The 13,130-nt window shown below is 39.2% G+C and carries 10 protein-coding genes; 2 read left to right on the forward strand and 8 right to left on the reverse strand.

Annotated features, from left to right (window positions below; all coding sequences use genetic code 11):
- Window positions 1-86: 86 nt before the first annotated feature.
- From H562_RS0113095 to H562_RS0113120, 5 genes are all read right to left on the reverse strand, one after another.
- Complete coding sequence (locus H562_RS0113095) at window positions 87-389, reverse strand: GIY-YIG nuclease family protein (RefSeq protein ID WP_027377921.1); 303 nt, start codon at window positions 387-389, stop codon at window positions 87-89.
- A 241-nt stretch (window positions 390-630) separates the two neighbouring features.
- Complete coding sequence (locus tag H562_RS0113100; RefSeq protein WP_027377922.1) at window positions 631-960, reverse strand: hypothetical protein; 330 nt, start codon at window positions 958-960, stop codon at window positions 631-633.
- Between the two features lie 783 nt (window positions 961-1,743).
- Window positions 1,744-2,220 (reverse strand): hypothetical protein, encoded by a 477-nt coding sequence (locus H562_RS0113105; RefSeq protein WP_027377923.1) that lies wholly within the window; start codon window positions 2,218-2,220, stop codon window positions 1,744-1,746.
- Window positions 2,221-3,324: 1,104 nt separating this feature from the next.
- Window positions 3,325-3,852 (reverse strand): sigma-70 family RNA polymerase sigma factor, encoded by a 528-nt coding sequence (locus H562_RS0113115; protein WP_027377925.1) that lies wholly within the window; start codon window positions 3,850-3,852, stop codon window positions 3,325-3,327.
- 501 nt (window positions 3,853-4,353) lie between these two features.
- Window positions 4,354-4,839, reverse strand: a complete 486-nt coding sequence (locus H562_RS0113120) for a thermonuclease family protein (protein WP_027377926.1) — start codon at window positions 4,837-4,839, stop codon at window positions 4,354-4,356.
- Window positions 4,840-4,924: 85 nt separating this feature from the next.
- On the opposite strand from H562_RS0113120, the gene H562_RS15155 reads away from it, so the two are divergent.
- Entirely contained in the window at window positions 4,925-5,728 is an 804-nt protein-coding gene (locus H562_RS15155) for a hypothetical protein (protein WP_051190514.1), read from the forward strand.
- Window positions 5,729-7,167: 1,439 nt separating this feature from the next.
- Window positions 7,168-7,911 carry a sce7726 family protein gene (locus H562_RS15440; RefSeq protein ID WP_051190515.1) on the forward strand — a complete coding sequence of 248 codons (744 nt, stop codon included), beginning with the start codon at window positions 7,168-7,170 and terminating at the stop codon, window positions 7,909-7,911.
- Here H562_RS15440 and H562_RS0113150 read toward each other — a convergent pair.
- From H562_RS0113150 to H562_RS0113160, 3 genes are all read right to left on the reverse strand, one after another.
- Window positions 7,904-8,995, reverse strand: a complete 1,092-nt coding sequence (locus tag H562_RS0113150) for a beta family protein (RefSeq protein WP_027377928.1) — start codon at window positions 8,993-8,995, stop codon at window positions 7,904-7,906. The genes H562_RS15440 and H562_RS0113150 overlap by 8 nt on opposite strands.
- The gene (locus H562_RS0113155) at window positions 8,985-9,854 is read right to left on the reverse strand and encodes a hypothetical protein (RefSeq protein ID WP_027377929.1); all 870 of its coding nucleotides are present in this window, start codon (window positions 9,852-9,854) and stop codon (window positions 8,985-8,987) included. Before H562_RS0113155 ends, H562_RS0113150 begins: the two co-directional genes overlap by 11 nt.
- A 155-nt stretch (window positions 9,855-10,009) precedes the next feature.
- Window positions 10,010-13,117 carry a type I restriction endonuclease subunit R gene (locus tag H562_RS0113160; protein WP_027377930.1) on the reverse strand — a complete coding sequence of 1,036 codons (3,108 nt, stop codon included), beginning with the start codon at window positions 13,115-13,117 and terminating at the stop codon, window positions 10,010-10,012.
- Window positions 13,118-13,130: the final 13 nt, after the last annotated feature.

The following is a 13,130-nucleotide window of genomic DNA, read 5'->3' on the forward strand; positions in this document are numbered from 1 at the left end:
TCCGCTCAGCCTCCGTTCAAGATTTTGTAACCATCCGGTGACTGAGCGGAGCCGAAGTCACACCTTTATTTGCGCAGTCGAATTCACTACTTATTCTTATAATGAGATTCATTCATGCATTCGGCTGCTTTCTTTAGTTCTTCATCCCAGCCATTAATTAATGCCTCTTTCTTCCTTCTGCTCCAACCCTGAATTTGTTTTTCCCGGAAAAAAGCTTCATCGATTCTTTGGTACTCCTCGTAATACACCAGTTTTACAGGCAAATTTTTGCTGGTATGATTAGCGCCTTCACCCTGTTGATGCTGTTGAACGCGCCGTTCCAGATCGGTTGTGCTTCCTGTGTAGTAAGAACCGTCAGCGCATTCAAGTATGTACGTATAGCCTTTCATATGGTAATTGTCTTTTGCGGCTTCGGCTTCGCTTAGGGGTATTATCCTCCGGCTTCGACAGGCTCAGCCACCGGCAGGAGATTTCTCATTTTTTTTAACTGCCATTGCGGCTGATCAATGGGCGGCCGTGCCTGTCCAAGCTGTGCCTGAGCCTGTCGAAGTCACAAGCTCCGGCTTCGGCTCCGCTCAGCCTCCGTTCAAGATTTTATAACCAACCGGTGACTGAGCGGAGCCGAAGTCACTACAAAGGCCGCAGATAGTCCCGGTGCAAAAATTTCTTAAAACCTTCTACGTCGCTTTCCAGGCCGTAACCGCCCATCCAGTGGCAGTATCTGTTAAACAGTAAAGCCTTGAGGCTGATGGGAATACCATCGTCCTCATTACACAGCGGGAGCCCATCCTGCAAGTACTCCACTACGCGCGGATGATCCATCGCTCTTTCATCTTCACGTTCTACCCAGAACCGTTCATAGTCCCATAAGAGTTTCTGATTGTTTTCATTTGTCTGCGGTTCGGTGCCGGGACCCTTATAAAAGCGGGTGAATTCGAAGAGGGGATTTTGGTGTGACATATGTGAGTTTTAAATGGCGTTTAAAAATACGAAAGAATTTTTTTTTAATGGTCGCTAAAGTCACTGCCAACATCAATTTTGTGTGGGATTGAAGATTTGGGATTGAAAGCAACTAAACGGCAACAGTTAAAAGTAATCTACTTCAAATACGGAGTGTATGAACTCACGTTAGCAGGATTGTGCCCGCGCTACACGCAATAAAATTCATATTTGATCTGATAAAGGTTCTAGAAGCAGATGAAAATATCAACCGTATCCTTTAATTTCTGACCATTTTATAAATCCCGGCATCTACTTATCCGGTGTTCTCTTCTGAAAGCTTTTAAAATTCAGCTGCATGCATAAATACCAGCACACCAATAGTCTTCAGCCTGGCGGTAAAAAAGCTGTTCCGCGTAGTGCGTGACGTTGAGCCAGGTTTTTAAAGGTCAGCCATAATGTCCTTCACGTGCCTTAAAATATAAAAAATATGCGCCTCCCGATGACTGTACGAAGTGAATGTCAGCCAAACCACTATATTTTCGCTACCTTTCAACATGGCGTTTTCATCCGTATTGCAAAACCCACAAAAAAAAACCGCAGATTAGTGATCCGCGGTTTCTAAAGATGGATAAGATCAGAGCTTTTTAATTTAAAAATCAGAAAAATGATGACTGATTTGGCGCGGGCTGATATCTTACAGCCCCGCCGAAAAAAATATTGAACCAAAATGTGAAAATCATTGGTAAAGTTCAATTACCGTTTAAATGCTTTAGTCACAAACCTGCTTTTTGCAGCTTCTTATTATTTAGCTCTTACATACAGAATTTTATAATCGCTGTTGGTATTGGTTGAATAGCCACTTAGGGTAAGGGTGTCATTCGATAAATCAATTTGCTCGCACACCCTTTTCTCCGGTAATATCAGCAGCATTTTTTCATTACCGGCTTTTATATTGGTATTTTCATAAGGACATTGCGTTCCTAATTCATATTTTTCGAATTTAGGATCATTTGCTGTACCTTCCTCTACAAATTTGACGGTAGAATTCTGGAATTCCACCGTACGAAACGGATATTCAACCTCTTTCCACTTTCCCTGCAGTGATTTCGCAAGCGTAATTTTTTCAGTTTCCAGTCCTTGATCTTCAGTATCGCGGTCGGTATTTTCAACCACCTTGTTTTGATCCGACTGTTCTACGGTAGATTTTGTGGCTGCTTTTTCACAGGAAAACATGGTTAACGAAAGAATAACGATTAAAGGGCTTACTAATTTCTTCATACTGCTGATTTTATTGGATTAATAAAAAGCACCGAAACTCATGGTGCCTGTAGGTAAAGAATGAGTCTTTTTATGTGCTTCAAAACTGCATTGATTGCCAAAGCTCGGATGAAAACTTCGTGCCAGTATGTAAGAACGCGGCCTCCCGAGATTGCAGCGGCGACTGAGCGGCGCCGAAGTCACTTTCTGCGGCTTCGGCAGGCTCAGCCACCGGTAGAAGATTGCTTAATTTTTATAACTGCCATTGCGGCTGCCGAAGCGGTGACTGAGCCTGTCGAAGGCACTTTATCCGGCTTCGACTCCGCTCAGCCTCCATTCAATATTTCGTAATCTCGCGGTGACTGAGCGGAGTCGAAGGCACTTTCTTTGTAACCACCGGTGACTGAGCGGAGCCGAAGTCACTTTCTCCGGCTTCGGCTCCGCTCAGCCTCCATTCAATATTTCGTAATCTCCCGGTGACTGAGCGAAGCCGAAGTCACAATCTCCGGCTTCGGCTCCGCTCAGCCTCGGTTCAAGATTTTATAACCAACCAGAGACTGAGCGGAGCCGAAGGCACTTTCTTTGTAACCACCGGTGACTGTGCGAAGTCACTTTCTCCGGCTTCGGCTCCGCTCAGCCTCCGTTCAAGATTTTATAACCAACCGGTGACTGAGCGGAGTCGAAGTCACTTTCTTTGTAACCACCGGTGACTGAGCGGAGTCGAAGGCACATTTTCATTTTCCGGGTGACTGAGCGAAGCCGAAGTCACAATCTCCGGCTTCGGCTCCGCTCCGGGGTACTATCCTATGGCTTCGACAGACTCAGCCACCGGTAGAAGAATTCTTAATTTTTATATCTGCCATTGCGTCTGCTGAAGCGGTGCCTGAGCTGTCGAAGTCACAATCTCCGGCTTCGGCTCCGCTCAGCCTCCGTTCAAGATTTTATAACCAACCGGTGACTGAGCGGAGTCGAAGGCACATTTTCATTTTCCGGGTGACTGAGCGAAGTCGAAGACAATTTCTGCGGCTTCGACAGGCTCAGCCTCCGAGGGCATTTATCATCCTGTGACTTCGACAGGCTCAGCCACCAAATATTAATGAAGAATGAATTGGACGCTGCGAATTCCTAAAGCCCTGTGCATACCGCACAGTTCGGTTCACCGGTCAGGTTCCCCTTTTCGTCCAGCTGATATTTGCAGCATTCGGTGAAGTTTTTTTTCAGCATGTTTTTGGCTCTTTTAACGCGGATTTTCACATTTTCCAGACTGAGGCCCGTGAGGTTGGCTACTTCCTGCTGCTTTTTTCCTTCAACGTAAAGCAAATCGATGACTGTCCTGTATTTTTCGGGCAAATCCTTCAGGAACTGGTCGAAACAGCAGGCATGGTCATAGTTCTCCACAAGTGCTTCCTTATTTTCATTAAATTCACCGCTGTAGGCCGATTCCCGACGCAGATAATCTATAATTTCATTTCGCACGATTTGATAGACCCACGCGCGGATTTTTTCAGGATTTCTGAGGGTGGAAATGTGGTGGTGTATTTTCAGGAAACTGTTTTGCAGGATATCGTTGGCGGCATTTTTGTCCTTTACTTTTTTAAGAATAAAAAAATAAAGCTCACTGTTGAAATTATTCCAGACGGTCTGCGTATCCATATTAAAAAATAAAGGTCGGCTCGCACCAACCTTTTAACTTATTTACAGCAACTGCATTTATCGCAATTACATTTTTCACAGGAACAACTGTTTTCTTTGCAGTTTCCACAATTACACACTTTGCATTCGCAGCTTGTACACTGGCAGTTTTGATTTTCCATGTTTAAATATTTTATATCTGTCAGGTAGACTGAAATACTTTAAAAAAGATACAAAAAAAATAATATTTTTCAGCCACTAATTTAATTCTGTGCGTCTTCCTTCGCAGTGATAGGCTTTGGCGCACTTTAAAATTTCTGAGTAAAGTCGTACAGAATGACCGGCGATATTGATCAAACTCTACTTTTGAAATAATTGCAGATGAGTTTGTGATGCAGCCTTTTACTTTCCGATACAGAATCTAACTTTTGTTTATTAATAGGAGCTTAGAAAAGTTGGGCAACAAATGAGCAACAGAACTTGGAGAATCAGGTGGTAAATAAGAGAAGATCGCGCGGTTAATCAGAACTGATCAACATACAAATATAATCCTTTTTTTTGGGTTTTTGCATCCAGGGAAAGCTGCTGATATCTCGGTAAGTCAGAACAAAAAATCTTATTGTAAGCTTTTGCGTAACCAGCAATAACCATCATTTCATTTAAAATACTTCCATCTTGTAATTCAACATACGCTAATGTTCTTCCGTATTTGTCTGCTAAATTATTCCGTTCTTGGATGATATTGACAGGATCTCCTGGCTTTACTATCGACCTCATAAAATCGTATGATTCGTACGCCATTTTCATCAGCAATTGTCCCGCAATTTTGGTTTCTGATTCGTCTTGCTTTAATTTTCTGCAGGGCGTTAATTCTGGAGCATCGATTCCGTAAAGTCTTATGTCCTCCTCTACTTTAGTCAAAATATTCCTCACAATTATACCGTCACCATCCACAACTTTTACGACTTCGTAGTGTGTTTTTCTAAATATCTGATTCTTTGCTTCCATTTACACTTATTGTCAATTATTTAACTATTTGTTTTTCAGTCTTCTATATGTAAATTTAAGCTAAATAATTTTAAAAATTAATACAATGGCACGTCAAAAAGGTCACATTAAGTATGTCGGAACTTTGGGCGAAGTTCGACACTTCAAAATCAAGAATAATCCAGGATATTATGCCGGATTAAAAGGAGGCCCAACAGGAGAACAAATTGCTACTGATCCTGCTTTCGTCCGTACGCGGGAAAACATGAATGAATTTGGAGGCTCTGCAACTGCAGGTCGCTCCTTCCGTACCAGTATTGCAAATTTAATCCGGAACAGTGCAGACAGCAGAGTTACTGGCAGAATTACTGCTGTAATGAAAAAAATTAATCTGGAAGACGGATCTGAGGCAAGAGGCCAACGGGCGATTCTAGTGACTGCTGCCCCGCAATATCTGGACGGTTTTGAATTCAATAAGTTTAATTCCTTCAGCGGGGTTTTTAATGCACCATACAGCATTACGCCCTCGGTTGAACGGGATGAATCGGATTTATCTATTCCGGTGTTCAATCCGCTAGACAATATGTTTATACCAGCAGGAGCAACGCATTTTAAAATCATCAATGCAATTACTGTTATGTCTGATTTTGTTTACAATCCTGTCACTAAAGCTTATGAGCCGAAGGATCCTGACGTTAACGGACTGACTGCTGTGGCAGATTCCGGTTATCAACCTGTGAATGTACCCACCGCGGCAATAAACATTGTAGCCACTATTCCGGACTCACCCGTAATTACAGCAGATTCTTCAGTGATTAATCTTATCTCAGTGGAGTTTTATCAGGAGGTGAACGGTACCTACTACATTTTTGCTCAAGGCAACACGATGAAAGTGGCAAAAATATTCTAAGGACCATCAGTAGATTTTTATTCGGAAAATCAGAGCAGCCCATTCTTACGAGTGGGCTTTGCTTTTGGATGCTCGAATTTGACTATAATAGTTAAATATGTATCCTTTACCTATGGGTTAAATATCAGTCTTTTATGAAATAAATAAGACGGAAAAATTTTTCAAAAGAAAAAAAAAAAAAAAAGAAAGCCCAATTGAAAGGGGGCGCGGGAAAAGCTGTCAAGGTTTTTGGAGAAAAAATACAACCCGCAAGGGTGGAGATTTTTTCAACAAAACCCGTAGGGCTTGACCTTTACAGCTGATGGCGGCTGGTGATGGAAGCCCCCTATCTTCGCTGCACTTTTTGATTTTTCTGGGTTAGGTATCCTACTTTCTTTACGGTGGGTTGGATGCGGAGGTGTTGGGAAATATGTAATTAGATATTTCCGCGAAAGTCGTCTTGTGAAATTGCAGAGGTTGCAAAGTTTTCAAATGGTGCAATCCAAGCGGAAGTAAAAATGAGGGATGAGATTCTTATTATGTGGATTGGGTTGCGGGATGCGAGTGTGGAAAGGGTCGGGAAAGACAGCGGTATGACGGCGTGCCAGAACCCCCTAAAATAAATATTCCTGGTATGCCGGCATACTGCTGTGCGCGGTGACGGAAGCGCATAGACGGCTCTTCGACAGGCTCTGGGGACGATCGACAGGCTCTGGAACCTTCGAAAGTTGCAAGTTCAGGGACCTTGCTGTGAATGCCGGCTATGGGCTGGAGGAACATGGGAAAGGGGTTGCTTTTTCTATTGTGACTGAAACTAAAGCGGAGGGAAAGACAGCGGTATGGAGGGAGGAAAAAAAATGCTTGATGGTGCGGGAAAGCGGGCAAAGGGAAAGCGATGGACAAAGCTATTTTTTTTCTGACCGGAATACTGCTGTGCGCGGTGCCGAAGTGCATATACTGCTCCCTTTCTACTTCAATCAAGGAACTGCTTTTCTTGCAGGATATGGACTGCAGGCACATGGAATTATGCAACCGTACTTTTAAACTAGCACCTTGGATTTGTGGTCGAGTTTTTTTAAATTATAACTGCACTGGCGGCTGGAAGGGGGTGGCGCAAAAGGGCTTTGCCCGTTGCAAGGAAAGCATTTAGCATAATTTTCAATTATAGGCACTTGGTTGGTGGCTCGTGAGGGAATGTAGCGCAGCGGAATGGACGAACTCTCCGTAGCGTTGGAAAGTGCGTATAATTGCAATTATGTTATTTGCTGTGGCCGGGCGGGGATATCACATCTTAATACTATAAAAAAAAATTCAAATTTCAGAAAATTAATATATTAGCATATCTTTGAAAACTCTAAAATACATAATCAAAATCAGCGTAACCATCTATTTATCAATATTATAGATTGTTATTTAAAATATATTTTGTATATTTATAGAGTAAAAAAGGCATAGATTTTATGGATTACTCAGTACTTGCTCGTTCATACAAAACCTTAAGTTACGAAAAGGAACTCAGGGAAATGTACTGCACTTTTCATAACAATCCAGATTATAATGCACTATCAAAACATGAACTGACTTTGCTTATAAATGAGGACATATTTAAAAATTATAACGGTGAACAAGTTCTTAAATATAAAATTGCAAAGGAGTTTATTAATAAACAATATGTGGCCGCATTTGAAGTAAAAGTTAAAAGCAGCAGAACTGATTTTCTAGTTATAAATGGTGATACAAAATCTTTTGAAATTAAGTCCAAAATAGATACTCTTCAGAGATTAGCTAAACAGACAGCCGACTATGGAACTGTATTTGAATATAATACTGTGTTGATCGACAAGTGTCATTTATCCAAAGTAATAAAGTCACTTCCTGATTTTTACGGCATTTGGTATTATGAGGGTGATGAGAAAATAATTTTTAGAGAAGCTTCTTACAGTCCCAACATAAATTCTGGTGAACAACTAACTTTGTTTAATAAAAAAGAACTTAAAACCGCATTTTCCACATCTTGCATTGAGACGATTTTAAGTACGAATACCGGAGAATCAATCAACTGCGCCTTAAAGATCATGCTAAAGAAGCGATACAATGATCGGTGGAATTTTCTTCAGAATAACTTTAAAAAGATTGTTCCTATTGACTTACAATTCTTTTTCAACACCAATGTTGATCCATTTCTAATTTACAATATTAATTAGGCATATTCGTTTGTGTCAGTTCACCTTTCTGAATGAGAATTTTCATACAATATAAGTAATGCTCTATAGCAATACGCTTAAACTTCGCCTGACTTTTTCCACTTTCTTCTTTCCGTGAAATTCGCAGTAATGTGTTATACCCCCAATTAGCTTCAGATAAAAATGGAGGGATAGCCTCTAGCATTCTGGTCGTTGCCGAAGACGCTAAAATTGCTGGAACTATAGTGTTATCAAACTCATCTAAAGATTTTATTTCAGCCTTATAACCATAATATTGATTATCTGAAGCATCATAATATAAAAAGCCTGGACTGATTGTGCCTCCTGCGGTCAGATTATCTTTTTTAATGCCTGCATAATCACCAGTTGCATTAACCTGAAATGTCGACATTATATCTGTATCAATTTGACTGTTATCTGCGTCCATAACAACTTGACCATGATCTAATTTCACATTTTCAATCTCCGGGTTAATAGCACTTCTCAATAAAACTTTCTTACAAGCTGTAAAGTCTCGTAGAGCATTCACAACGGGTTTTAAAGGCGGGGTCTTAAAAGGTCCTAACTTATCTAGATCAATTATTAAAAAATCGTTTTCCCTAGCGAGCTGTTTAACTTCTTCAAAATCTTCTTTAAATGAATTTATATATATCCTAAAAGCAATACTACTAAAATTTGGTCGCAAAAGTTTTTCCTGTTTAACTATCGTATTTTCTTCCCCTGTCTTTAACAGATATGACGATATTACCGGAATAACTTTATCAACCTCTGAGAATAAGTTTAAATGATCAACCCGCTTCTCAAGATTATTTACCACCGAAAATGAAAATCTAACCACTTCGTCCTGAACAGATCCTGACTGATTAATATATATCGGCAAATCAACAAAAACTTTTTCAGCAGAAATCTCTTTTATTAGTCCAGAATATATTTCAAAAAAGGAATTCTGATCATTTTTCCTTGTCTTTTCTTTAACAATTTCCAATAAAGGATACATCGAATCTCCAAAATCAAAATTTTTCATAGCTAGAACTTCCTGCTGTCTTACACGGAAGACAGGCATATAAATCAAGTTAGTGTCCATAAGAGATTTTCATATTTTTTACGTTAATAATGTGTTCTTCTGTGGCTTCGTAGTTCTCATCCAAAAAAGCCAATTCGCCAGTGTATTTTTCAATGAAATCATTGAATTCATCTGCTAGCCATTTATACTTTAGGTATATATTCTCCTTATTGACCGAAAGACTAAGATTTTCAGAAATGTTTTGGTTAAAAATTTTAAAAAACAGTTCCTTTTCCTCAATTTTAAAGATATGATTAAAAATGTTTAAATACTGAAATTCACAACTATTCTTAATTAAGCTACTTTCCAAAACTGATGCAAATTCCTTTTCATCTTCAGATGGATATATTTCCAGTTGCTTCACAAAATCTGTTGAAAGGATAATTCGTGGGAAAACCGCTAAATTACTTTCCATTTTGTAGGCCGTCGCTAAGGGAACTCCTAGAGCGATTGATGACTGATCTATAAACAAACCGTAATCAATGCCGCCTCTTAAAAAATACCCTTTTTGAACAAACTCGAAATATAATTCCGAAATAACTAGAAGTAATTCAATTAGAGATTTCTCTCCCCTACTGTTAATATTTTTAACTGTTATGCATATGTTGTCACTAAATAAATAATAACTGAATTTTTCTTTATCTAATTTTGAAATCGCATAATCAAAGGTCTCAATAAATTCACTTGCAGATTTTGAGTAATAGTATGGTCCTAATTGTTCATCATCCTCTTCAGTTTCTGACAATGCCACCTCCTCTTTCATGACCCTATGAAACTTAATAGCTTCATCTTCAAAACTTTGTAGTTTGTTTTGAAAACCTAACACATCTAAAAATGCTACTGCACGATGGGAATATATGTATTGAATTTCTGAATTCATCAACAATTATCTATAAGTTTATAATTATACAACTACGGATTTTTTTAAAAAAATATTGTTAGGATTTGATCAGCAATCACGTCATCGATTATCGACTTATTCGATTTTTTCTTTATTAATCTCCATTCACTTTTTTTAGTGCCAGAATTTGTCAGTTAAAACTGCCCACCCACGCCTTTAAACTTCTCCACAAAAGAAACCAGCTTTTGAAAAACACTTTGCTTCTTAGTTAAATACTGAGGATTCAAAGGACTCATTTTTGGTAAAAGAGAATTTAACTCCATGCCATTATCGCTTGCAAATTCACGTTTTAATGAATTGGAAATGTAGCGTTTCGTTGCTTCTTCATTTAATCCTTCTTCGGAAATTAGTTCCGTCGCTTCCTCAGTTTTCTTTTGATTAGCGTATGCATAAAACGCATCTAAAATATTTGCTTTCTCTTCAATACTGTCCAAATCTGTTTCATTAATAAAATCAACAATTAGACTCTCTTTGGCTCTGTTGCCTATACTTGCACGAATTAATCTTCTGACTTCATCAATTAGGTCTGATTTATTCTTGGTTTTCTTATTATGCTCAAAAATTAATTCCAGAATATAATCCAGGTTAATTTCCTGGGATTTTAGTAAGTCGATTTCAAATACTACATCGTCCCAGTCTACTGTGGAATCTTCAGATTCTTTACCGCTCTTCTGCTGTCGTAACCAATCGCGGATATCGTTATAGGTTGAACGGTAATTTTGCGCTACCCGATCTGGTAATACGTCAAAATTTTGCATCGCAGCAATATCTTCGTCTGTTACATAATGCGTCTCCTTAAACTTTTCCACTGCTTCGGGATCTGATAAATCTACAGACTGAAGTTCTTTGAGGTTGGTGAATTCATCGTAATTCTGTAAAATATTTTCGACACGTAAGTATTCCCCGAAAAGTTTCACAAATTCCTTTTTATCTTTTTCTTTGATGATCTCATCCGGATCAGGGAATTTAGTATTTAAATCTTTTACTACTTCTAAATACCCCCGGCGGGCCTGCCCTGTAATAATATCGGTAAAGCCTTCTAAGTATTCTTTATAACTTTTTTCAAGAACTACATTTTTAGTATTCTTATCACCGAATAAAGTAATAGCATCAATCGTTGCCTGCTCCAGATTTCTAAAGGTGACTATATTGCCAAAGGTCTTTGTGGCATCATAGATGCGATTAGTCCGCGAAAAGGCTTGCATTAATCCATGGTAACGCAGGTTCTTGTCAACAAATAAAGTATTCAAGGTAGGAGCATCAAAACCTGTTAGGAACATGCCTACCACAATAATCAAATCTATTTCTTTCTTTTTAACGCGGTTTGCCAAATCCCGATAGTAGTTTTGAAATTCTGTACTGTCGACGCCAAAATTCATATTGAACATTGCGTTGTAGTCGTTTATTGCAGCCGTTAAAAATTCTTTTGCACTGGTATCTAATGCACTAGGCTCAAAGGTTTCATCGGTAATATCTCCTATGGCACTCTGTTCTTCATTGGCAGCAAAAGAAAAAATTGTTGCAATTTTCAGCGGTTTCTCACTGTCTTTCTGAAGCTTATTTAACTCCTCATAATACAGTTTCGCGGCATCTACACTGCTTACGGCAAACATGGCATTAAATCCTTTATTTCCTGCTTGGTTTCTGTGTGTTTTAAATTTGAAATTATTCAGGATATATTGGGAGATTTCTCTAATACGCCCGGGATGTAAGAATGCTTTTTTATTTTCTGCTGCGCTTAGTTTTTTTTCGTCTTGCTCTTGCTCTAAACTTTTGAACTTAGGTCTTACGTTATTGTAATCTACTTTAAATTTTAAAACCTTTTCGTCCCGAATGGCATCTGTAATCACATAGGAATGCAATTCTCTCCCAAAAACGCTTGCGGTGGTTTCTGCTCCCAGAGCATTTTGGACAAAGATAGGGGTGCCCGTAAATCCAAACTGATAAAACTTTTTAAATTTCTTCTTTAGGTTCTTCTGTGCTTCGCCGAACTGGGAACGGTGACACTCATCGAAGATGAATACCACCTGTTTCTGGTAAATATCCAGATTGTCATCGCCTTTCATCAGATGATTCAGTTTCTGAATGGTGGTGACAATAATTTTGTTATCGTCCTTCGCTATGTTGCGTTTCAGGCCAGCTGTACTGTCTGAGCCGTTCACGCTATCGGGCGAGAAACGCTGATACTCTTTCATGGTCTGGAAGTCCAAATCTTTACGGTCGACTACAAAAAACACTTTGTCGATAAAATCCAGTTCTGTAGCCAGACGGGCAGCTTTAAAACTTGTGAGTGTTTTTCCCGATCCTGTGGTATGCCATATAAAGCCTCCCCCCTCAACCGTTGCCCATTTTTTAGCTTGAAAGGAACTTCTTATCTTCCATAGAATTCTTTCCGTGGCAGCAATTTGATACGGCCGCATCACCAATAAGGTATTGCTGATATCTAAAACCGAATAGGTAAGAATAATATTGAGTAATGTCTTTCTTTCGAAAAAGGTAGCTGTAAAATCTTTTAGGTCTTTAATTAATGAATTATCTGCTTTCGCCCAATTCATGGTAAAGTCGAAACTGTTTTTATTGCGCTCTACTGTATTGGCAAAGTAGCGTGTATCGGTTCCATTTGATATTACAAATAACTGTACGTACTTAAAAAGAGAGAATTCGGTGTTTAAACTTTCTTTGGTATACCGATGCACCTGATTAAAAGCTTCGCGAATGGCAACGCCTCTTTTCTTAAGTTCTACCTGTACCAGAGGTAAGCCATTCACCAATATCGTAACATCGTAACGGTTGGCGTGGGTGCCTTTCTGCTCCACCTGAGAAATTACCTGTACTTTATTGCGTACGATATCTTTTTTATCAACCAGGTAAATATTTTGGATATGCCCATCATCAAATACGAAATCGTAGATATGATGTTTCTGGATTTTGTCGGTCTTTGCTATAATTCCGTCACTCGGTGTATTCAGATATTCTTCCAAAAAACGGGACCATTCTCCATCCGTGAACACCATATTGTTTAATGCCTGCAGCTGTTTTCTCACATTCGCCAACATTGCATCCATGGTTTTTATTTCGGAGGCATATTCGTAGCCTTGATTGATTAAATCCCGGATGAACTCCCGTTCCAAAGCTGCTTCTGTTTGATAGGCAGTTTGTGAATCATTGACGGAGCTGTACTTGTCGTATTTTTCTAAAACGATAAAGTTATTCGATTCTGCTATGGTGTTATATTCTGGCATTTTGTGCTTTGGT

Source organism: Kaistella palustris DSM 21579, assembly GCF_000422265.1.
Taxonomy (GTDB): Bacteria; Bacteroidota; Bacteroidia; order Flavobacteriales; family Weeksellaceae; genus Kaistella; species Kaistella palustris.